The organism is Aeromonas sp. R1-1 (assembly GCF_040908495.1).
Classification (GTDB): Bacteria; Pseudomonadota; Gammaproteobacteria; order Enterobacterales; family Aeromonadaceae; genus Aeromonas; species Aeromonas veronii.
In genome coordinates, this window is the sequence record NZ_JBFODV010000003.1 from 1 (window position 1) to 24,017 (window position 24,017).

10 protein-coding genes and 3 pseudogenes are annotated in these 24,017 nt (G+C 58.3%); 2 read left to right on the forward strand and 11 right to left on the reverse strand.

From position 1 onward, the window contains the following. Window positions 1-346: 346 nt before the first annotated feature. From AB5Y92_RS00035 to AB5Y92_RS00085, 11 genes and pseudogenes are all read right to left on the reverse strand, one after another. A pseudogene (locus tag AB5Y92_RS00035) lies at window positions 347-652 on the reverse strand (hemagglutinin repeat-containing protein); the annotation flags it as partial. Between the two features lie 89 nt (window positions 653-741). Then, window positions 742-1,089 carry a hypothetical protein gene (locus AB5Y92_RS00040; protein WP_368225054.1) on the reverse strand — a complete coding sequence of 116 codons (348 nt, stop codon included), beginning with the start codon at window positions 1,087-1,089 and terminating at the stop codon, window positions 742-744. Between the two features lie 253 nt (window positions 1,090-1,342). Further along, a pseudogene (locus tag AB5Y92_RS00045) lies at window positions 1,343-2,294 on the reverse strand (transposase). Window positions 2,295-2,506: 212 nt separating this feature from the next. Next, entirely contained in the window at window positions 2,507-2,998 is a 492-nt protein-coding gene (locus AB5Y92_RS00050; RefSeq protein WP_164537395.1) for an SMI1/KNR4 family protein, read from the reverse strand. Between the two features lie 6 nt (window positions 2,999-3,004). Next, window positions 3,005-15,589 carry a hemagglutinin repeat-containing protein gene (locus tag AB5Y92_RS00055; protein WP_368225055.1) on the reverse strand — a complete coding sequence of 4,195 codons (12,585 nt, stop codon included), beginning with the start codon at window positions 15,587-15,589 and terminating at the stop codon, window positions 3,005-3,007. Window positions 15,590-15,677: 88 nt separating this feature from the next. After that, the gene (locus tag AB5Y92_RS00060) at window positions 15,678-17,117 is read right to left on the reverse strand and encodes a ShlB/FhaC/HecB family hemolysin secretion/activation protein (protein WP_164537397.1); all 1,440 of its coding nucleotides are present in this window, start codon (window positions 17,115-17,117) and stop codon (window positions 15,678-15,680) included. A 486-nt stretch (window positions 17,118-17,603) separates the two neighbouring features. Next, window positions 17,604-18,527 carry a 23S rRNA pseudouridine(2605) synthase RluB gene (gene rluB, locus AB5Y92_RS00065; RefSeq protein WP_005347347.1) on the reverse strand — a complete coding sequence of 308 codons (924 nt, stop codon included), beginning with the start codon at window positions 18,525-18,527 and terminating at the stop codon, window positions 17,604-17,606. Between the two features lie 134 nt (window positions 18,528-18,661). Further along, the gene (scpB, locus tag AB5Y92_RS00070; protein ID WP_042060246.1) at window positions 18,662-19,234 is read right to left on the reverse strand and encodes an SMC-Scp complex subunit ScpB; all 573 of its coding nucleotides are present in this window, start codon (window positions 19,232-19,234) and stop codon (window positions 18,662-18,664) included. Continuing rightward, window positions 19,218-20,087, reverse strand: a complete 870-nt coding sequence (locus tag AB5Y92_RS00075; protein WP_368225056.1) for a ScpA family protein — start codon at window positions 20,085-20,087, stop codon at window positions 19,218-19,220. Before AB5Y92_RS00075 ends, scpB begins: the two co-directional genes overlap by 17 nt. Beyond that, on the reverse strand, window positions 20,080-20,700 hold the full coding sequence (locus AB5Y92_RS00080; RefSeq protein ID WP_005338129.1) for an L-threonylcarbamoyladenylate synthase: 621 nt from the start codon (window positions 20,698-20,700) through the stop codon (window positions 20,080-20,082). The genes AB5Y92_RS00075 and AB5Y92_RS00080 overlap by 8 nt, the downstream gene beginning before the upstream one ends. Window positions 20,701-20,806: 106 nt before the next feature. Next, window positions 20,807-21,688 carry a PHP domain-containing protein gene (locus AB5Y92_RS00085; RefSeq protein ID WP_368225058.1) on the reverse strand — a complete coding sequence of 294 codons (882 nt, stop codon included), beginning with the start codon at window positions 21,686-21,688 and terminating at the stop codon, window positions 20,807-20,809. Between the two features lie 436 nt (window positions 21,689-22,124). On the opposite strand from AB5Y92_RS00085, the gene AB5Y92_RS00090 reads away from it, so the two are divergent. Both AB5Y92_RS00090 and AB5Y92_RS00095 read left to right on the forward strand, forming a co-directional pair. Next, a complete protein-coding gene (locus AB5Y92_RS00090) occupies window positions 22,125-23,759 on the forward strand; it encodes an anthranilate synthase component 1 (RefSeq protein ID WP_335874548.1) in 1,635 nt (544 codons plus the stop codon). Further along, a pseudogene (locus AB5Y92_RS00095) lies at window positions 23,752-24,017 on the forward strand (anthranilate synthase component II); the annotation flags it as partial. The gene AB5Y92_RS00090 and the pseudogene AB5Y92_RS00095, both read left to right, overlap by 8 nt.

Genomic DNA, 24,017 nt, shown 5'->3' on the forward strand with positions numbered 1-24,017 from the left:
AGCGAGTAATCGCGCTGTGTCCGTTTCACACCTTGTCCCATCGGGCTCTCCATTTATTAGGGGGAAAGGTGTAAACCATATTCAGGACGGGACAGTTGATACAAAAAGGCCCGCACCAATTGGTGCGGGCCTTTGCTTGGCCGACTGCGCACTTGAACGGCACGCAGTTCGCAACGGGCTATCGGCTTACTTGCTGCCGGTACCGGAGTTGCGGGTAGAGGCTTGCGACGGGCGGTGGTGGCGCGAGCGCGCGGCTCTTTGCCCTGTATCTCATCGAAGCCCTGTTTACCGGCAAAGAGCCCGGCTGCTCTCTACGCCTCTGCCAAAAAAGTGGGTGTCCCAGATTTCACAGGCGGCTGGCGTTGATATAGCCAGAACCGGTCATGGTGCTAAAGGTAAAGCTGCCCTCGGCCGCGATGCTGCTCTGCTTGCTCTGGTAGTGGTCGTTATCCTGCTGGCTGGTCAAGGTCAGGTTGCGGCCGATATCAGCCTTGACCTTGTCACCACTGACCTGCGCCCCCAGCAGGGTGGCATCCCGCCCTGATGTGAGGGTCAGGGTATCGCCCGCGGTGAGGATGGTCTCGGTATAGCAGCCCGAGTTGCCCAACTCTTTGCCCTTGGCGGCATGCATGTTGGCAAACACGCTGAGTTCGGTGCCCTCTTCGCGAACGCCCGATTACGCTGCGCTAATCGAGCCGATGGCCCTGCCCCCCCCTTTCACCTATGTCCAATTACGATTCATTAATCGAGCAAGCGGTCCTGAACATCATATATAAATTCAACACTCAGCTTCATTCTCTCTACAGCCAGACTAATTTCACAGCCTGACCAAATGCCTATGCCAGCAGTTAGTTCATTGGTGATAAAATATTTTCTAAGTTCCACCAATAATTCTGTCAAATCTCCCACGGCACGACCATCAGGATCAAACCAGTTTAGGTTACCTGTATCATCAATATAATCAAACTCGTATTTACCTCCATCACCTTCAGGAAAAACCTCTGCTCTGACAACTATTTTTTTCGCATCTAATGGCCCAGCGTCGACTAAGAGTTGCCCAATTTTTTGATATATTTCTTGATCTGTCATTAGATACCACCTGGAGATTTTTTAAAATCAATAATTGCTGGACGATCACAAAACGATTAGGACCCCCACCTTTTGTAGCAAGCCACTATCGAACTGCTTGCAGGCATTATAAAGGTGTATGCATTCAAACTGATGCATGTAAAACTCGGCTGGCAGGAGTAATTTTCAGGTTTAGAAAGCAACGGCCCCTGCACAACCATTTACTGGACTATGTGCAATACCCGGAGCTATCAGCAGGGTAAACGCAAAGCAATCAAATCTGTGGTTGATGGCATCGCCGCTGGCCACAGTGGCGGGCAAACTGCTGGCATTGATCTCTGCCTCCCACCACTCTTATCCCTTGTCGCCTGAATAGCGCCACCTGTTTCAACCAGAGAACACCATCAAGGCCCAACCGTTCCAGAATGGGTCCAAAGTTGAGCCGGAATATGACCCCGTTTGTCGGGCCGAATAGCACGGCCTGTCCAATCAACCAGCATCAGGTAGTCGGTGAAGGCACAAGGCAGTTCTTCAGGCTTCCCCTGGCTGGAAAACGGCAGTAACAGTGGTGGCAAAACCTCAGGAGCAGCAGGCTCGTCAAGGCGCTGTTTGATACTGGTGTAGTCACTCTGCTCTGGCCGAACGGTCAACGCGGCTCGTATCGGATTGAGGTCAACATACGCCATACAGGCCAACAAAGCGGATTCGGTGAGCAAAGCCTGGCTCTTGAAGCGTCCCTCCCAGAAATGGCCCTTGCAACCATCTTCCTGATTGGCCTGACGGGCCAGATTTTCATTGAGTAGCCGAATAAACCAGCTGATGGAGTGAAGCCGCTCCCGCCATTGGGCCAGCAATTGCTGCACGACAGCCAGTTCAGGCTCGCTCAACATCTCCCCCTGATACCAACGCCTGACCAAATTCGGCCACTGGAAAAGCGCCGCCCAGCGCTCAGCCACCTCCCGCTCACTCCAGTTGGCCGCAGTATCTGGCTCCACCTTGAGCACCAGATGATAGTGATTGCTCATCACCGCGTAAGCACAAATGCCGATAGCAAACAGCCGCGACAGTTGCCCCAACTTGTCGACCACCCATTGGCGTCGATGCTCATAACTCTGGCCGGAGTGGGAATCCTCTCCGCACAGAAAAGCTCGCCGCACACAGCGACTGACCACGTCGTAGTAAGGCGTATCCTGCAAGCTGATTTGACGTGAACGGGCAATGGTCATGGCACATCTCTCAACGGTGACCTCTCAAGTCAACAACAGCACTACGTCTCTGTCAAAAAGGTGGGTGTCCCAGATTATCTCCCCGCACACAGCGACTGACCACGTGGTAGTAAGGCGTATCCTGCAAGCTGATTTGACGTGAACGAGCAATGGTCATGGCGCATCCCTCGACTGTGACTTCTCAACAAGTCAACAACAGCACTACGCCTCTGTCAAAAAGGTGGGTGTCCCAGATTTCCGTAATTTACTGCCGTTGCTATTTGTTCATAAAAAAAATCTCCAAAATCATTGTAATATGGTTTAAAAGCTTTTGATTGATCTTTTACTCCGGGAGTCCATAGCCATATAGAACTTATCTGACATTTGGTACAATCTAATAAAATATAATCTCCATCACCTGTTGAGCTTACTATTACATAGTTTTCAGGCAAATTTGTTCTCTGCCTCTCTCTCAAGGTTAACCATATGGCGTCAGGGACACCTGAATTAATAAAATCATCTTTAATAACGCCATAAAACTCTTGACCAGCTATATCACCACAGCCTAAGTTTTTTAGAAAAAATCTATAGCTATCAGGGAACTCAACACCAAGTTTTTTTTCTGCAAGCTCAATCAAACTTTCATCTTTAATCCCTTCAAAATCAGCATCATCTTCATGCTGATTTATTATTTCGATAGCTTTTATGACCTTTTCAATGCTCATGATCACCTACTTTTTGAAGTCTTTAGCTCTCTGTTTCCAGTAATCAGATCGCCACTTGTTAAATACATCGCGATCAATGCCGGATGGCGTTTCATTACTGTTAATATGGATAACTCGACGATTATCCGTGTGGAACCTCTGCGTAACCTCTGCCAACGGTCCATCTTGTCTTTGTAGCATGTGATGAAGATTTATTGAATCTCCATTTGAGTCAAGAGGGGCCAGTCCTTTCTCCATTCTTTGAATGTTTGTTCTCCCTCTCGCATCTATGGCATTGGGGTTAAACAGATCGTTACGCTGATACACCTTATTTCCATTAATTTCAACAGGCTTTGAAGACCAATACTTTCGCTCCTGACCAAAATACTTGGCAATGTTGATATTTTCATCAGTACTTTTAGCTACCCTTGTTGCAATTGCCTCCGCTTTAGCTGCTGTGGCCTCTGCAGCCGTCTTCCCGACACCAATAGCGCCTGCCGCTCCAATGCCCCCTGGCGTAACCGCTTCCGCGACCTGCAACCCAGCATTATTCAAACATATTACAGGAGCAGCCTTACAACCTTCCAGAGCAACCTTTGCCGCAGCCACAATTTCGGGTGTCGCACCGACTATCATCGCACCACCAGCGACACCGGCAAGACCTGCGGATACGACCAGATTGCCTTCTACAACGCCTTTGGCAATATTTGCCTTGCAGGTAACATCACAGTCTGGTGATTTGCTCAGCCAGAATCCAATATCTGCAGCCCCAGGGGCCAGCAGATTATTCTCCACCACTGTCTTGCCGGTCTGGGCTCCCGCCAACACCTCGGCAGTGCTGTCTCCCGTCAGGCCCCCCGCCAATCCGGCTGCCAGAGTGGCCAAGGTAGAGACGGTCTCCTTCTCTCCCTCTGTCAACTGGCTGGCATCTTTGTGGTAAAGCTGGGTGGCCATCATGCCCACCAGTTCGCCAGTGGCGGCGCCGGTTGCACCGACCATGGCGTTTTTGTTCTGGGCGGCGGCCAGTGCCCCTTGTACCAGCGCGTGGGCCATCACACGGGACGGACCATCATCAGTTTGCTGTTTGACCATTTGTGCAAGGTAGGGACTGGCTGCCCCTGCGGCGGCCTGAGTCAGGTCGCCCCCCGCCAAGCCTTGCAGTGCAGCGGTCGCGGCCTGCATACCACGCTGGAAGTTGCTGCCTATCCCCCATTTTTCCTGCAGCGCCTTGTACTCTTTGCTGTTGGCGTACTCGGGGTCATCCTTGGCTCGCTGATTGGCTTTATCCAGATGATGGCTGACCACCATCTGGGTCGCCTGCTGCCCCACCTCGCCGATAAGCTGAGCCTCTTGCATCCGCTCGAGCTCTTTTTGCTTGTCGAAGATAGGAGAGAGACCGTTGGCCGCCTGGGTCGGATCCCGGTGCAGGGTCACCAGATCCTGCTGCTGAGCCTTGCCGTCGCGGATATCTATGGTCCCGCCACTGATCGAGGCAAAGGAGGTCGAACTGGCGCTGCCACTGCTGTTGCTACCACCGAGCGACCCCATGGCTGCAATGCTGGAAAAACCCTTGGTGCTATCACCACTGCCACTGATCCCCACACTCTGGCTTTCGACCTTATAGTCGGCACGGTTGACCAGATCACTCCAGCCCAGCGTGCCGGTCGAGAGCCGGTTTTTGCTCTCGTTATCACTGCCAGCCAGCACAGCGCCGTTGAGCTGGGTGTGTTCACCCACCTGGATGGCGAAACCCTGCTTACCGGCGAAGATGCCGGTCTGCTCCATCACGCTCTCAAAGTCGCTGCGTATCTTCTGACGGCTGGCGTTGATATAGCCGGACCCCGTCATGGAACCAATTGTGAAGCTGCCACCGGCGGCGATGCTGCTCTGCTTGCTCTGATAGTGGTCGTTATCCTGCTGGCTGGTCAGGGTCAGGTTGCGGCCGATATCGGCCGTTACCTTGTCACCACTTACCTGCGCGCCCAGCAGGGTGGCGTCCCTTCCTGATTTGAGTGTCAGGGTATCGCTGGCAGTGATGCTGGTTTCGGTATAACGATCAGAATCCCCGTTTTCCTTGCCCTTGGCTGCATTCATGTTGGCGAAGATGCTGATCCCCGCACTCCCCTGGGTGAACCCGAAGCTGATGCCGGCATTCCAGCCACTGCTGCTGTTGCTGCCGCGGGTGTCACTGCTGTTGACTGCTGATTGCAGCACCAGATCGCGCGAGGCACCCAGTGTCACATTATGCCCCTTGATGCTGCTGCCGATCATGACCAGATCGCCGGCACTGTTGGCGGCATCTCCCCGGGCCAGTATGGTCGCATCCCCACCAGCATTGAGCTCCGAGGTCAGCGCATTGGTTTCGTTACTTTGGTTATTGGATTGGCTGCGCTGGCTTCCCACCGAGATAGCAATCCCGACAAAGGAGGGGTCGGGTACACCGCCCGCATCAGCCATTGCCTGCATACCCTGCCAGGCCTGATAACCATTCATGGCAGCCTTGGTTCCCTGCAAGGCGACCAGTCGATCGTTGCTGCTCTCCTTGCTGGCCTTGACGGTGTCATAGGCACTCTGTACTGCCGTGACGGCGCCACCGGTCAAGGCCACTGTGAGCCCGCCGCTCTTGCTCTTGAACTCCTCCTTGCGGGTGACCTGCTGCTCGGCCGAGGCAATGGTGACATCTTTGCCCACCAGCAGCAGATCCTTGCCAGCGATGATGTCGCTGCCGCTGACCTGCAGCCAGTTGCCAGCTTGCAGCGTGACATCCCCTTGCACACTGCCAACAGTTGACCCCTCTCTGATCAGCGTGGTGCCCACCATGTCGCTGCTTTGCTGTTGCTTGCCGATGGTAAAGCCAATCCCGCCACTGCCCATCAGGCCAGAGCGCTTGGTTTCACGGAAATGGAGCTCGCGATTGAACAGATCCACGGTATCAATGTTCAGGTCACGCCCGGCCAACAGTGTTGCACCGAGATCCCCGACTACGTTGCTACCCTTGACTGCCAGATCCTGTTGCGCCTTGAGCAACACATACTGGCCTCCCAGCTCGGTAGCCTGAGCCATGTGCTGCTCGCTGATATCGTGGGTAGTGGTGGTCTTCTTGCTAAAAGCCTTCTTCTTGCTCTCCCTGGTGTAGGATTCGCGATAATCCATCGCATCACCGGCTTCAAGCAGCAGATCGCGACCAGCCGTCACAGCGAGTTCACCTTCTGCCTGAACATTGGCCGCACGCATCGCGATATCGCTGCCCGCGCCCAGGGCGATGTTATCGGCGTTCAGATTGACCCCAACCTCCTCACGCTGCCGGGCACTATCGTAACCGTTACGACGGGTGGTGTACTGGCTGGCTTCGTTATTGGCGGTCTTGAGCATGAGCTCATTGCCGGCAGTCAGAGATGCATCCCCTTTGGCAGTGAGGGAAGAGGCCGAGATAGTGAGATCCCGATCTGCCGACAGGCGCAGAGCCCGGCCTGTATCAAGGGAGCTCATCAACTGCTCGACTCGGGAGAAACGGCTATTGCCCTCTTCCCACTTGCGTCTATCTTCCAGACTGCCAATGGTGATATCCCGCCCTGCATTGAGGGTCATATCCAGCCCAGCCAGCAGGTTGCTGGCTGACAGCGAGATATCCTGCCCTGCCTGCAGCAGCAGGTTGCCCGCCGATTCAATGCGGGCGATATCGCCGATATCGGTGCGGCTAAAGCGGGTCTGATCGCTCAATACATCGGAGAGAATGCCGTTGACATCCACATGACGCTGGGCCGTCCGGGTTTCATTGCGCACCGAGCCATCGAGCGATGCAATGGCGATCTCCCCACCCTTGATAAGGCTCTGATTGAGGACATCCCCCTTGGCGAGCAGCTCAAGCCGACCGCCAGCCTGGATCTGGCCCTGGTTGACCAGGGTTGTGCCGCTCTTGAGCGAGAGTGTGCCATCGGCCAACAGAGTGCCGCTATTGTTGATGCCACCAGCAGTGAGATCGATATTGGCAGCCGTAATTACGCTACCTGAGAGATGGCGCTTGTCGGCCTCGGTCAGATAGAGCTTGGGCGCGAGCACAATCTGGCCGTTGAACCAGACCGGCTCCCACCACACCATGCTGCGGCCTAGTTGAGCAACTTGGGCGGCACTTAACGTTACCCCCGGGGTCAGACCCAGATCACGGCGGTTTTGCGCCGCGTTATCAATCAGCCAGCGCATTTGGGCCAAATCAGAGCCCATCTCGCCATTGATAAAGCGGCGGCCCGTTTGCGCCAGCACCGCATCGCGGATAACGCGGGTATCGAAGGCGGCATCACCGAGCAGCTTGATATCTTTTTCCGGCGCAAAATTTACCTGCCCGAAGAAGTAACTGGAGCCGAGGAATTTATCGACCTGGGTCAGAGTCGGGCTGGTTTCAATCTGTGGCTGGGTCGCCAGCGCAGGCTCCGTTTGCAGACCGGTTTGCACTGGGCCAGGCGCCGTTACCGCCACGGCCGAGACCACCGGCGCTTGCCAACCCGGTTGCAAGCTCTGTTGCCACTGACCTGCTGTGGTGACATGACCACTGTTTGACGGTGTCATTCCGCTTGGCAACTGCAGATCAGGGGCGTTGATCCCACCACTTGTACGGCCCGGCAGCGTCCAGTCCGTTCCATGATCTGTAACCTGAGCAACGCCACCACTGCCTGAAACCGCCTCGAAGGAGAGCGGTCCAGCCCCCTGCAACTGCTGCTGAAGCGCAGCATCAATCCGATCCATCATACCGTTACCGGCCTGACCCAGATTGGCCAGCAAGGGGTTTACTTCGATCAGATAGGGGCTGTTGCTATTGCCGTTAATGGTAAAGAGCCCCTTGTCGCCGCTGGGCAACTGGAAGTCAGGCAAGGGCACACCGTTGTCCGGGCCGACGGGTTTTAGCACCTGCGACAGGTATTGGGCATCACCCTGCAAGCTAGGGGCAGCACCCGCACCCTGTGCCTGCGGCAAGGAGACCGAAGGACGTTGAGTAGTACTGCTAACCGGTCCGGCATGGGCTTTGATGGTGACGTTGTCAATCATTCCGGCAACGGTGCCGGTTATATTGCCTCCGGCTGAAATTATCGCATTACTCGTTGAATAGTTCTTAGTTTCTAGCCTTGTCCCTGATAGCTCAAAAACCAACCACAACCTTTCATCTGGACTTGATATTGTACAATTTGAATATGTATTCAAGCAGTCAAGCGTATCAACGTGTATATAATCAACAAATTCAACCACAGAACCGAGTTGATTACCTCGATTACTGAGAGATGAGGTAGATATATCTATATTATGGCCAGATGCAATGATACTTGATATATTTGATACGTCTGCAGAAGATATTATTATGTCACCTAATGAGGTGAGTTTGGCCTCAGGGCTATCTGTAACAATCGAAAACTCACTCCTACCAGCCTCAAAGCTAACCCTATCTACCTCATAGTTTGACTGGTGCGTAACATAGTATCCAGGCCCTTTCTCCTCTGTAAAAGTAATAAACTCAGAACCTTCTGGTTGATGCGAAAGCAATAGTCGAGTAGGAAATTTAAGCCCATCATATTTTTTTGATTGGTTTGAAACCTCAAATTTGGCTTTTTTATTTATAACACTAGCTGCCTGTATATAAAGCGAACGGTCTCCTCCATCAATAGTCCCAGACGCATTCACCAGTTGGCCATTATTCACCTTAATCGTCGTACCCCACTCCGCCAGCAGCGTGCCATATTCGTTGGTCAGGTTGCTATTTGCAGTGAAGGCTTGGCTGCCGCCGCTATATACTGTCCCGCCATTAAACAGCGACTCACCCTGCCACCCCAGGTCGCCCTGGCTGGCCAGCATACCGGTGTTGCGCAGCTCACCCTGCGTATTGAGCGTCAGCCCTTGCCCACTCTGCACGCTGCCGCTATTTTCCAGACGCTGAGCACCCAACTGCATGACACCATTGCTCACCAGAGCCCCGCTATTGATTAGCTGGCCGGTGACGCCCGCATTGAAACGCTGCCCTGCACCCCACTGCCCCTGATGTTGCCAGTCCCCCTGCACCTGCAGGTCCAACGCACCCTTGGCGCTGAGGGTGCCCTGACTGGTCAGCGATGACCCCGTCTTGAGGGCTAGATCACCACCCGACAGCCATTCACCGATGCCCGTCACCCGACCCGCATCCAGCGTCGCCTTCTGCCCCGCCAGAATCTTGCCCGGCGCATACAACTCGCCACTGCGCAGGGTCAGTTGCTGCCCAAACAGGGTGCCGCTGTTGGCCAGCCGCGTCAGTGGCAAGGCCTCCAGTAAATTGGCACTGATGAGGCCACTGTTGTCGAGCTGGTTGCCCTTGAGTAAAAGTTGGCCGGCCGAGGAGAGCTCACCGGCGTTGGTCAGCGTTGTGACAGTGATGTCCCCCGCATGCTGGCCGCGCAGTACGGCCCCTTGGCCGTTGTCCAGTTGCCGGGTCGTCAGATTCAGCGTACCGCCCTGTACCCGCCCCCGGTTGACCAGGGTGTCATGGGTCAGTGTCAGGGTATTGCCCAGCAAGGCACCACGGTTGTCGAGCTGGCGACTGCTGATGGTGAGGCCGTCCCCCTGCAAGGTACCCCAGTTATCCAGCCGCGCACCACTGATGCTCCCCTGGCCAGTCACCAAGATCACCCCATCATTTTGCAGCGCACCGCCGCTTTGCAGGCGAGTCGTTTCAACCCGGCCCAACTGCTCGATGCGAGCGGCATTCATGGCCAGTTCACCGCCGCTCAGCAGGTTGCCGAGCTGGCTTATCAGGGTATTGGCACTAAGAGCAACATTGCCTTTGGCGGCCAGGGTCCCCTTGAGGGTGAGCGCGGGCGCCGAGAGGGTTGCATTGCCATCGGCCTGCACTGTGCCTGCAAGGGTCGCACCCTCGGTCAGCTCGGCGTTCAGTCCCCCGTTTGCCCAGGTCTTGCCACCTTGTTGCCAATAGCCGCTGCGCAAGAGCAGGTCACCGCCAGCCAGCAAGTCACCCTGCTGCTCGAAGCGCGAGCCCTTGATACTCATGCCACGCGCCGACTGCCACAGCCCTTGTTGCGTCAGGGTAGCGCCATCAAGGGACAGTGCTCCGCCAGACACTAGCTGGCCGTCCGCCTGACTGGTCAATGCCCCCCGACTGGTAAGCGTCAGGTTGCCGCCACTCACCAGCGAGCCCTCAAGCGTCATGGTATCGGCATGAATGTCTGCCTCGCCACGAATACGCCACGGGCCGGCCAGTTGCAGCTGGCCGGTACGCAGCTCAAGTGCGCTGCCACTGCCGACGCCACCGCTTCCCTGCCAGCTGGCACTGCGCAGCACAACCTGATTGCCTTGCAGTTGGCCATTATGCTGCACCGCCCCCCGGGCATTGACCGCCAGGTCGCCACGGCTGGTCAGCTTGCCGCGACTGGTCAGTGTGCCGGTATCCAGCAACACCCGCTCCCCTTGCAGGTCACCGTCCAGGGTGACGGACTCACCCTGCAGCGTCAGCACGCCATTGGTCACGGCACTGCCGCTGTGCGCCAAATTCGCGCCTTGCCAGCTCAGATCCCCTGCCGATGACAGTGTCCCCTGGCTGGTCAATGTGCCCGCATGGAGTTGCAACTGGCCATTGCTGGCCGTGGTGCTGCCACTGCCCAGCGTGGCTTCGTTGGTGTTCAGAACAATGTCTTTATTGGCCAGCAGCTTGCCGCTGCTGCTCAGCTGGGGAGCGTTGATGGTGAGGTCCGCACCGGCACGCAACGTTCCGCTGTTATCCAGTGCATCCAGTGTCAATGTCTGGCCCAGGCCGCTGACCCACTGGCCGCTGTTGAGCAGCCGGTTGGCCGTCAAGGTGATGCCCTGGTCCGATTGCCAGTGGCCCCTGTTAGTCAGGGAGCCGGTCTTAAGGTTCAGTGCGTCCTTGCTAACCAGCGCACCACCGTTGTCGATGTGTGCCGCCGTCAGCGTTATCGCTTGCGCCGACATCTTGCCATCATTGCGCAGGGTATCGGCGACCTGCAGTGACAGTGAGCCACCGCTGGCCAATATCCCCTGTTGTGACAACCGGGTGGCTTCGATGCGCTGGGCCCCTCCCGCTACCGCACTGCCCTGCAGCGTCATCTGGCCAGCCGTCAGCTGTTGCCCTGTTTTGGCCAACAATTGACTCTGCTGGCCGGTAGTGAGCGTGGTCGCCGTCACCTGCTGATGGTCCCCTTTGAGGGTGCCATCCAGCGTCACTTGTTCACCACTCAAGGTGACATCTCGCGCGGCCGCCGTGCCCGAGATCACCAGCGTTTTGCCGCGCCACTGCAGTTGGTCGGCAGCCAGGTTGCCGGCCAGCGCTGCCTGCTCCGCCGTCACAACCAGCTCACCGTCGGCCTGGGTCAGGCCATTCAGATTCAGTAGTGAGGCCCCCAACTGCATGGAGCCATTGCTCAGCATGTCACCCTGCGAGTCCAGGGTCGCCGCCGCCAGGTTTATCCCCTCCTTGCCAACCAATACACCGCGGTTGTCCAGACGGGTGGCCGCCTTCATGGTCAGTTGACGGGTACCCACATCCCCGCTGTTGAGCAAGGTATCGCCCGTCAGCGTGGCATGCCCGGCCAACAGCGCGCCCAGATTGCGCCACTGCCCCCCCTGCCAGTTAAACTCACCGCTGCTCTCCATCCGGCTTCGGTTTTCAAGCTGATTCACGGTCAAATCAAGACCGGCGGCCCGCAAGGTGCCGCTGTTGACCAGCTTGATCCCTTTCACCTGCAAGGCACCGTCACCCAACCACTGACCTTGCTGGGTTATCTCATCGACCATCAGGGTTTGGCTGCCACTACCCAGCCAGATCCCTTGTTGCAGCAAGCGCTGGCCGGTCAGGTTCAACGGTCCCGCAGCAACCAGGGTCGCACCCTGCTCGTTGTGCCACTCAGTTACCTTAAAATTGGCTGCCTGTTCGCTGGCCAGTCGCCCCTTGTTGGTGAGTCCATCAACCTGCAATTGCCACTGCCCCGCCTGCCAGTCACCAGCCAACGCCAGTTGTTTACCGGTGCTTTGCAGCAACCCGCCAACGCGCCAGACGCCAGCAAGCTGCTGCGTATCCCCCTGCAGGGTAAGGGCACCACCGATGTTTGCATTGCCGCCCAGCGCCAGCAGTTTGGCACCAAGCTGGACTTCCCCCTGACTGACCAAACGCCCGGTCAAGGTGGCCTCTTCCGCCTGAAGCGTAATACCCTGTTTACCCTGCAACAGCCCGCCGTTTTGCAGCGCATTGGTTGTCAGAGAAAGTGTCTTGCCTGCCAGGTTACCCTGATTGGTGAGGCGCTCCGTGGCATTGAGCCGATGGTCGCCACCGGCGATGACCGTGCCTTCGTTATCAAGCGTACGCCCTGTCAGCGCGAGACTCTCTCCTGCTTGCAGCCACCCCTGGTTGGCCAGGGTGTCGCTCTGCCAGTTGAGCTGCTGACCTATCAAATGCTGGCCACGACTGCCTCCCACTTGACTATGCAACTGCGCCGCCTTCGCCTGAGTAGTACCATCCAGTTGTAGCTTGGTCGCATCGATACGCAGCTCCTGAGCGGCATTCATGGCCCCCTGTTGCTGGTACGCCTTGGCCACCACGGCCACATCCCCTTTGGCTGCCACATCCCCAGCCAGGGTGATGTCATCACCGCTGAGGCTCAACACGCCACCGGCGCGCAGGGCTCCGCCAGCCTCCTGAGTCAGCTTATCGCCACGCCAGACCAGCGCATTGTCGGTGCTCAATTCGCCACGCTGTTGCCAGTTGACTGCCGCAATATCAGCCTGGCTTGCCAGCAGCTTGCCACTGCTGGCAAGCATCTTGGCATCCAGCTTGAGCTGCTTGCCGACTTCCAGCTCTCCGTTTACATCGGCCTGCTCGGCCTGCAGTTGCAGGTTGCCACCAACATGCTGACTCCCGGACAGCGTCAACAAGGTCGCCCCCAGCGCCAGGTCAGCGCCGGTGCGCAGCTCCCCCCCCAGATGTAACTCGTCGGCCGTTATCTTCGCGGATGACTTGCTTTCCAGCGTCCCCTTCAACAGAAGGCGGGCCCCCGTCACCGCCACTTCATTGGCAAACAGGCCACCCCTGCTGTTCAGTTCGGCAAAAGTGAGCGCCAGCTTGCCGGCCGTCACTGCCGTACCACTGTGGGTCAACTGCTCCCCGCTCAAATTCAGGGCCTGGCCGGCCTGCTGCCAGCCATTGCCATCCATCTGTTTGCTGTGCCAGTTCAGCGTATCGGTGGCCAAGATGCGCCCTTGCTGGGTCGCACGCTCACTGGTCAGGTTAATCGAGTCCCCTTGCACCAGACCGGCCAACGCCAGCTCATCGGCATTGACCTTCATCAACTGGCCACTGGCAAGCTGACCATGTTGCGTCACCTGCTTGCCCTTGATGACCATATTCTGGCCAGCACCAACCGTACCACCCAGTGCCAGCTGGTCACCGTTCAGACTCACGTCATGGTTGGCCAGCAGCTCGCTCGCACTCCCCGTCGCAAGCCGTTGCCCTTCCCACGCAATACCTTCCCTACTGTGCAGCTTACCCTCGCTCGTCGCCTCCTTGACTGCCAGCACCAGCGACTGCGCCTTCAGCTCGCCATCGAAGTTGCCACTCTCGGCCGTCACCCCGGCCTTGCCACCGACCAGACTCTGGCCGCTCAACTGCAGCAACCGGCTGCCCAGTTCCAGTTCACCGTCGGTCAGTTGCTGCCCCGTCAGAGCCAGCTCATCCCATGTCAGGCTCAACCGGGAGACCCCAAGCAAGGTACCGCTGCTGCGCAACTGGCGACCGGCTAGCGTCGCCAGCTGACTGGCAATACGCCCCTCGTTGTCGAGGGTGTCGGCCTGCAACGTCAGGCTGTCGCCTCCCGCCAGAGAGCCCTGGTTCTGCAACGCATCCCCCTTGAGCACCAGTTGTTTGTCCCCTTGCATGGCGCCGCTGTTGGCCAGTCGGCTACCCTGCCAGTTCAGGGTCTGCCCTGCCTGCACCTCGCCCCGGTTGGTCAGCACACCCGCCTGCAACTGCACCGTTTTGCCCTTCACCTTGCCCGCCACGGTCAGCTCATTAGCGTTAATATCCAGCGTCGGAGCACCAAGGTCCCCCTCCAGGCTCACCTGCTGCGCCTGCAGTTGGATGCGCTGACCTGCGTGACTTTTACCCTGCTCTCCCTGCTCCCAGCGCGTACCGGCTTGTATCGCCAGGTTGTTGCCCGCTCTCAGCTCGCCGGCGTTATAGCCTCGCTCCCCGAGCACGACGCTCATCGCTTGCCCACTCTTCAACGTTCCCTGGTTGTCCAGGCTCGTTGCATCAATGGTCAGGCTCTGCGCTGCCTGGGTCGTGCCCTCATGACGCAGCGCACCCGCAGCCAACTTCACCGAAGTGCCCTGTACCTGGCCCGCCTGGCGCAATTGTTCAGCCTGCAGTGTCACATCCTTTGCCGTAAGTGCTGACTGTGTGTCCACCTGTTGCGCCGTGGCATGGAGCGTCTCACCCTGCAACTCGCCTTCTCGTACCACCAGCGCATCGTTCGCCTGCAGCGCCAAAGTGCCACCACTGCTGACCTTGGTTCGCTGCAACTGCTGTGCACGCGCCTTCAACGTGGCATCGCCTTTTGCCGCGATATCGGCATCTTGCGCCGTCAACTCACTGCCAGCAGCCAGCTTCACTGCACCGCCGCTGTGGATCGTCCCCGTGGCAGCCAGATCACCCTGACTGCTGACCTGCAGGTTGCCAGCACTGCTGCTGTCACGTAGCCGCACGCGGCCATTGGCATCAAGTGTCAAATCTCCTTGTTTGGCCACCACGTTGGCCAGATTGACCCCCACCCCTTGTTCGGTCGAGACCAGCCGAATTTTGCCCGCGTACATGCCGCCCAGCGCGGCGGTGTCGATGGCCACTTCCGGAGCCTGGCCATTGCCCGCCTGAGCAACGATTTCCCCAGTCTGGCGGTCAACCTTGTTGGCTCCCGCCACCACATTGACGGTCTGGCCATGCAGTGCGCCATTAAGCTGGACGGCGCGCGCCACCAAGTCGACCGATGCCTGTCTGGTCGCATCCAGTCCCTTGCCACCTACGGTCAGGGTGCCCTGTTTCACATCGAGTGCCTGCAACTGGCCTTGTGCATCCAGTACTGGCTTGCCGGTCGAGAGCGTCACATTGGGGGTATTGATGAAACCGCAGCCATCACAGGTGAGGCCATTGGGGTTGGCCACCACCACACCAGCCTGCTGACCAGCCACTTCCAGATAGCCTTGCAACTGCGACGGGTTGGCACCCACCACTTCGTTGATGATGAGATTGGCCGCTTGACCATTGAGGTGGGGGTTGTTTTGAATAAGCCCACCCAGCTGGGTTTGGGTCAGCTGTCCGGTGGCATTATTGAGGATGACGCCCGCCTGGCCAACGTTGAAATCCTGATAGAGGTTGTGCGATAACCCGGCGCCGTTGGGGGTGGCAATGTCGACGATGGGCACTCCGTTACCGGCCTGATTGAGGGTGGTATTACCGGTCGCCACCGCAATGCCTTCAGCAAATGCCGGGTGGGCCGGTTGCAGTGCCAACAATGCACATAGCTGATACACCACGGCCCGACATACCAGAGAAAACCGCGGTTCACCTTGCTTCTTCATTGCGCTTGCATCCATCTCAACCATCTTCATTCGTCCATTCACGTCTTGATTGCCATCTCGCGACGCTCGACGCATCGCCATCCTATTGCTAGAACGCCACACTCGCCCGGTAGTAGAGCACCCAGGGATCTGCATTGAGCCAGGCGGGGGCGCTTAACGGAAAGCCCACGCTGACGTTGCCGGTAAAGTGGCGATAGCGTTGCTCCCACCCCACGGCGGTGCCCACCATGCCACGCCACTCATCCCCCTGATTGCCCATGTCCACTTGCCCCATATCCAGCGCCAGCCAGGTACGCCATTGACCGAGCCAGGTCGGGGTAGTTCCTTGCCAACTCAGCTCGTTTCTAAGGTATCCGCCCACATCCCCGCTGATACTCTGCTCTTTGAACCCGCGCACCGATGCCTCGCCGCCCAGCGACAAACGCTCCACGCTATAGAGCCGGTCAGGCGTCCATTGGGCATTGAAGGTCGAGAGCCATCCCCACTGACCACCCGCCGTGCTGTAGCTGCCAAACAGCCCCCATTTCTCAAACTGGGCCTGCGGCCACAAAGCCGAGCGGCCACGGTCGCGGTCCGCTCCGAACCAGTCGGTGCCGAGCGTCAAGGCGGGGTTCAGGGTGAAGAAGTGACGGTCTACGCGCGTCGCCAGATTAAGGCCCAGCCGCAGGGACGAGAGCTGGTAGCTGCTGGTTTCCAGTAACTGGTCCATGATGAAGTTGCGGCTCTGACGATGAGTCACGCCCAGTACACCGGATATCTTGCTCTGCCCATCGCGATAGAGGGTTCCTGTGGCAGTGCCTGTCGTGGTACGGGTATCACCACGACTTTCATAGACATAGCCGCGAGAGTCGATATCGTTGCGGTAATCGCTAAATTGATAACCGGCATCAAACAACCAGTAGCCATAGGGCAAACTGAAACCGGCCTGCCAGTTGGTGGCGTTGTGGCTGGCTCGCCCATCAGTGCTACTGCCAGCCACCAAGGTCCATTGCTCGGCCAGTGATAACAGGTTGTCGACAGTCAACGAAATTCTCCCCTGCTCCTCCCCTGTACTCTGCTGACCACTGTTGTCGAACTCCAACGCACCTTGTAGCGGTACACCCTTGGTGCCCTTCAAATTGACGATGGATTGACCAGGCGCTCGACCGGGCTGGATATCAAGCTGATAAGAGAGCGAATGCAGACGAGAGAGATGGTCTACCCCCTGCTCCAGATCACGCAGATTGAGCACCTGCCCGACCAGGCCCGGGAAGAGGGTACGAGTGATGGACTCCGGCTCGCCATTAACCACAATGGCTTCGATGCGCCCTTCAAGCACTGCAATGGTAAGCGTTCCTTTAGCTAAATCTTGCTCCGGCAGGAAGGCTCGGCTGGTGACGAAACCGGCCGCCAGATACCACTGACTGACATCGCGAATAAGGGCATTGATGTGCGAGAGCCCCATGCAGCTATTGAGGTAAGGTGACACGAGCCGGGTTTGCTGGCTGGCAGACAACTGCGACGCCCCCTCAAAGTGAATCTTGCTCACTTGGAAACAGGAGCCTTGGGCTTGTGGCACTTGTTCGGTAGATTCAGTTGGCAGTGACAGAGGGCGAGCAACCTCCTCGCGCTGACGAGCCGCCTCTTCCAACAAGGCGCGCTGGCGCTGCTGAATCTCTTGCTGCTCTGCAGGAGGCAATGCTAAAGCAGGCTTAAGAAACAGCATCCCCAGAAAAGCAAAAAAAACATAACCTCCCGCGGATGCAGGAAGTGCAAAGTAGTTAAACATCGATTTAGATAGCCTGAACTTTATTTTTTGTAGTTACGGGGCAAACCCGAACGACTCCACAAAGTTAATAATAATGATTATCATATGCACTATCAAGGCTAATTTATCAGCTTATACACCATGCTGTTGCGGCTAATGACCTAACAAACACGCGTCATAAAAAAGGCCCGCACCAGTTGGTGCGGGCCTTTGCTTGGCCGACTGCGCGCTCTTTGACGGGCACACAGTTCGCAACGGGTTGTCGGCTTACTTGCTGCCAGTACCTGAGTTGCGGGTAGAGGCTTGCGGCTTGCGACGGGCGGTGGTGGCGCGAGCGCGGGGCTCTTTGCCCTGCATCTCTTTGTGACGCTGCACGGCGCGACGGATCTGGGCGGCCTGCTTGTGACGGCTGGTTTTGCCATCCTGCTGCAGATCGACCTTGGATTCGGTCTCCGGCGGCAGGTTGACCAGACCGCGCAGGTAGTTCACTTCCGGCAATTTCAGCTCTTGCCAGCCACCGCGCGGAATGCCGCGGTCCAGCTTGACGTCGCCGTAGCGGATACGCATCAGGCGGCTCACCTGCACTTCCTGGGATTCCCACAGGCGACGCACTTCACGGTTGCGACCTTCGGTCAGGGTGACGTTGAACCACTGGTTCAGACCCTCACCGCCAGCCGGTTTGATCTTGTTGAACTTGGCGGTGCCATCTTCCAGCTGCACGCCCTTGCGCAGACGCTGCAGCATGGCTTCGGTGATCTCGCCAAAGACACGTACCGCGTATTCCCGCTCCACTTCGTGGCTCGGGTGCATCAGGCGGTTGGCCAGCTCACCATCGGTGGTGAACAGCAGCAGACCTGAGGTGTTGACGTCGAGGCGGCCGACCGCGATCCAGCGGGCACCTTCCATCTTCGGCAGACGATCAAACACGGTGGGACGACCTTCCGGATCGTGACGGGTACACATCTCCCCTTCCGGCTTGTGGTAAGCCAGTACGCGGCAGATCACTTCCTCTGCGGCACGGGTCTTGACCTGGTGACCATCCACCCGGATCACGGCGTTCACTTCGACGCGATCCCCCAGTGTGGCGACCTTGCCATCCACACTGACCCGACCTGCGGTGATCAGGGCCTCCATCTCACGACGGGAGCCGTGACCCGCGCGGGCCAACACTTTTTGCAGTTTTTCACTCATCGGGGTTACCTGATTGTTGATCGCTGCCCACTGGTAAAAGGGGCAACGGGGTTAACTGTAACAAACGCCGGTTGGAGCACTCGCCACAGTTGAAAAATGTATATCTCGGTGACATTGGCACGCTTGGGCGCCATTCACCGGGCATCGCTCTCCCCGTCCACCGCAGAGGGCAACAGGGGTTGCAGCTCAGGATCCAGCTCGGGGAGCTGCTCCAGACTCTGCAAATTAAAGTAATCCAGAAACTCTCTGGTGGTGGCGAGCAGCTCGGGGCGACCTGCCACCTCTTTGTGGCCGATGCTGCGCACCCAGCCACGCTCTTTCAGGGTATTCACTATCTGGCTCGACACCGCCACCCCGCGGATCGCTTCGATCTCGGCCCGGGTGATGGGTTGGCGATAGGCGATCAGGGTCAGCGTCTCCATCACGGCGCGCGAATAACGCGGCGCCCGCTCGCTCCAGAGCCTTGATAGCTCCTCGGCATACTCCTGACGCGCCTGAAAGCGCCAGCCGGAGGCGACCTCTTTGAGCTCGACGCCCCGTTCGCTGTAATCTTGCCTGATCTCGGCCAACAGCAGCTGAACATAGCGACTGGTCACCGGATAATCGGCCAGCACGCTGCTTTTCAGTTCGCTGACATTGAGCGGGCGACCGGCCACAAACAGCGCCGCTTCGATCAGGGTCTTGAGTCGTTCAGTGGGCAGCGCCACGGTTGCCCTCCTCGCTCTGCTCGGCCAATGCAAAATGGATTGGTCCGAGTGGTTCTGCCTGCAGGATCCAGATCAGTTGCTCCTTACACAGCTCCAGCAGGGCCAGAAACGTCACCAGAACCCCCATGCGCCCCTCTTCGGCGCGCAGCACCTGCTCAAGGCGCAGGATCTGCCCCAGAGTCAGCATGGCGAGGATCTCCGCCATGCGTACCCGGGTCGGGATCTGTTCGCGGCGGATCTGGTGATGTTCGAAATGAGTCGCGCGTTTTACCACACTTTGCATGTAAAGGGCGAGCTCAACCAGCGAAACATCGGGCGCCAGTGGCTTGAGGGCGCCAAAATCGGGGGGCAAGGCGGTGGCGATATAAATCTCCCGCTCCACCCGAGGCAGCTCATTGACCCTCTCTGCACCTACCTTGTAGCGCTCGTACTCCTGCAGGCGGCGAATAAGGGTCACCCGCGGGTCTTCCCCCTCCTCTTCGTCCTCCAGCTCCGGCGCCTTGGGCAGCAGCAGGCGGGATTTGATCTCCGCCAGCCAGGCTGCCATCAGCAGATATTCGGCCGCCAGCTCAAGGTTGAGCCCCTGCATCAGCTCCACGTACTCCATGTACTGGGCGGTGATCTGCAGGATCGGCAGGTTGAGGATATCGAGCTGCTGACGCCGGATAAGATAAAGCAGCAGATCGAGCGGTCCCTCGAAGGTATCGAGGAACACCTCCAGCGCATCGGGCGGGATGAACAGGTCCTGGGGCAGCTCGTGATAGGGCTGCCCCAGAACTTTCGCGATGGGTAGTGCGGCGCCAGCACCCGTCTCGGCGGAAGGGTCTGTCACCGGTTCAGCGACATCACTCAAACGGGGTCGGGTCTCCGGCACCGCGACGACGCAATACCGGCTCGTCGTCAGAGAAATCGACCACAGTGGTGGGCTGCTCGCCCAGATAACCGCCATTGACCACCAAATCGATCTGCTTGCCCAGCTTGTCGAAGATCTCTTCCGGATCGAACTCGGCCATCTCGGAGTCCGGCAGGATCAATGTGGTGGAGAGCAGCGGCTCGCCGAGTGCTTCCAGGAGCGCCTGAGCAATCTTGTTGTCCGGTACCCGGATGCCGATGCTCTTCTTCTTCTCGTTCATCAGACGGCGCGGCACCTCTTTGGTCGCCTTGAAGATGAAGGTGTAGGCGCCCGGGGTGTTGTTCTTGATCAGGCGAAACGCGCTGTTGTCGACCTTGGCGTAGGTGGAGATCTCGGAGAGATCGCGGCACACCAGGGTGAAGTCGTGGTTAGCGTCGAGACGACGGATGCGGCAGATGCGCTCCAGCGCGCCCTTGTCACCCATCTGGCAACCCAGCGCATAACCTGAGTCGGTCGGATAGACGATGACACCGCCGTTCTGGATGATCTGTACCGCCTGACCGATCAGACGGGCCTGGGGGTTTTCCGGATGTACGTAAAAATGCTGACTCATAGCTTGTTCTCGCAATGGGGGCAGCAATACCTGCCCGCTCGTATGGTCACGGGCCAAAGACCCATGACACTACCTTAACCTGTTTGTGGCCGCTTCGCTGGCGCCGTTAGCGACTCGCCAGCAGCTCGGCATGTTGCTCGGTGGTGAGCCCAAAGTGACCAGGATAGGCCAACCAGACAGGCATGCCTTCCTTTGGTAACCAGAGGTGGCGGCCCAGCTCGGTCCAGTTGGAGGGGAAGTGAAAATCCGATCCCACCGAGATATAGAGGTCGTGATCCTTGGCCCACTGGCCCAGATTGGCCCGCTCCTGCGGGCTCTGCTGGGGCAATGACACCTCCATGGCATCGCCACCGGCCGCCTTGAAGGCCACCAGCAGCCGCTTGATCCACTTGGCGGTGAGATCGTAACGGCTGGGGTGGGCCAGCACCACCAGCCCACCGGCGGCGTGAATGGCAGCGATGGCTTCGCTCATCTCGGGCCACTCGGCCGGGGCATACCCTTTATTGCCACGGCTCAGGTACTTTTTGAATACCTTCTGCATGTTGTCGGCTACCCCGCGCGCCACCAGCACCCGGGCAAAGTGGGCGCGGGTCACGGCAGCATCACCGGCGAGCGCCTTGGCCTCTTCATAGGTGCCGGGGATGAGGCACTTCTCCAGACGACGCCCGATTTCCAGTGCACGCGCCTCGCGACGGGCCAGCTGACCGGCCAGAAAATCCAACAGCTGCGGATTTTTTTCATCCACCCCCAGTGCCACGATATGAATTTCGTGATGCTCCCAGCCGGTGGAGATCTCGACCCCGCTCACCAGTCGCAGCGGCAGTTGCTCGGCGTCGATGGTGCGGCGTACCTCATCAAGCCCAGCAAGGGTGTCGTGGTCAGTAACTGCTAACACCTCGACCTGTTTTTCGGCGGCGCGGCGCACCAGTTCGGCTGGGCTCAGCACCCCGTCGGAGGCAGTGGTATGGCAGTGAAGATCGAATCTCATCAGGTTATTCCGCTCTCGTGGTCAGGTCACCATTCATGGCAAATCGGTGAAAGAAGGCTAAAAAGCGACTTGACTTGGCCGCGGCTTTATCGTTTTCTGTAGGCACTTCATTGCAAACATCTTTTTACAGGACTTTATCATGCAAACGACTTCCATCCTGACCATCTGGTGGTGGCACACTCCCTGACATGCGGGCGTGTGGTCGTTGCTGTACCTGTAATCTGACAGCAAATTAAGAACCCAAAGAAAAAGCCCGCTGACCCCAGCGGGCTTTTTTATTATCCGGCAAATGGACCTGTGATGAAACCGAGAATTCAGACAAGCAAGCTGACCTGGCGATGGCGCCCCTGAACCAGCCACCCCGGACCAATTAAATTTTCAAGGAATTCAACGTCATGAACATCGGTAACACGCATCACACGCAAGGGAACGCACTATGACAGCCACACATCGCCTTCCTCTGGGTGAATTCGATACCCTCAAACTCAACGCCCCCTATGTGGCCGATCCGCTGGCGCTCTATACCCGCCTCTGTCAGGGCCGCCCCAACAACCTGCTGCTGGAATCGGTGGAGATCGACTCCAAGGCAGGTAAACAGAGCCTGCTGCTGGTGGATGCCTGCCTGCGCATCGAGTGCCGTGGTCGCACCGTGCGGGTTCGCAGCCTGAACGACAACGGCGCCCAGTTGCAAAGCGTGCTGGCCGAGCGGCTGCCTGCGGTGGTTGCCCGCTCGCTGGTAGAGGGCGAATTGCAGCTCGATTTCCCGGCCTCCGATCGGGAGCTGGACGAAGACTCCCGCCTCAAGGGGAGCAGCGTGCTGGACGTGCTGCGCACCCTGCAGCGGGAGCTCGATTGCCAGCTCGGCAAAGAGGCACTGTTTATGGCGGGCAGCTTTGCCTACGACCTCATCGCCTCTTTTGAAGATCTGCCTGAAGTGCCAGAGGGGAGCAACGACTGCCCCGACTACTGCTTCTATGTGGCCGAAACCCTGATCACCATCGACCATATCGAACGCACCACTCAACTGCTGGCCTGCATCTTTGGCGGCGACAGCGACGAGAGCCAGGTGGAGGACAGATACACCCGCCTGACCGAACGGCTCACCGACTTCAAACAGATTTGCCAGCAACCCCTCTGCGCCGAGCTGATCACCCAGCCCCTGACCGGCGGCATGAGCGTGGACAAGAGCGACAAGCAGTTCTGCGCCGAGGTGGAGAAGCTCAAGGGCTTTATCCGCCGTGGCGACATCTTCCAGGTGGTGCCGTCCCGCTGCTTCTCCCTGCCCTGCCCGAGCCCCCTTGCCGCCTATCGCCGCCTCAAACAGACCAACCCAAGCCCCTACATGTTCTACGTGCAGGATGAGGGCTTCACCCTGTTTGGCGCCTCGCCGGAGAGCGCGGTGAAATTCTGCGCCGCCAGCCGCGACGTCGAGATGTACCCCATCGCCGGTACCCGCCGCCGTGGCTTGAACCCGGATGGCAGCATCAACCGGGATCTCGACGGTCGCATCGAGCTGGAATTGCGTCAGGACGAAAAAGAGGTGGCCGAGCACCTGATGCTGGTGGATCTGGGCCGCAACGACATCGCCCGCATCTCGGAGCCCGGCACCCGCTACGTCAAGGAGCTGCTGAAAGTGGATCGCTACAGCCACGTGATGCATCTGGTCTCCAAGGTGGTCGGCACCCTGCGCGCCGACCTGGACGCCCTGCACGCCTATCAGGCCTGCATGAACATGGGCACCCTCACCGGTGCCCCCAAGATCCGCGCCAGCGAGCTTATTCGCATGGTGGAAGGCAAGCGCCGTGGCAGCTACGGCGGTGCGGTCGGCTACATCAACGGCGCTGGCGAGATGGATACCTGCATCGTCATTCGCTCGGCGTTTGTCAAAGAGGGCGTGGCCCACGTGCAAGCCGGTGCCGGGGTGGTCTATGACTCCAAGCCGCAAGCCGAAGCGGACGAAACCCGCGCCAAGGCGGCCGCCGTGCTGGCCGCCATCGCAGCCAGCCATGGCACCTCTCTGCAAGCCCTGAGCGCCCAGCAGGAGCAACATAAGGACGTGAGCCATGACTAACATCTTCCTGCTCGACAACTTCGACTCCTTTACCTACAACCTCGTCGACCAGTTCCGCTCCCTCGGCTATCCGGTGCGGATCTACCGCAACAGCCTGCCGGCCAGCCGCATCATGAGCGAAATCGCCGCCTGCGAAGGGGACGCCGTGCTGGTGCTCTCACCGGGCCCGGGCGCCCCCCACGAGGCGGGTTGCCTCATCGACCTCATCAAGCTGGCCCGTGGTCAGGTGCCCATCCTCGGCATCTGCCTCGGCCATCA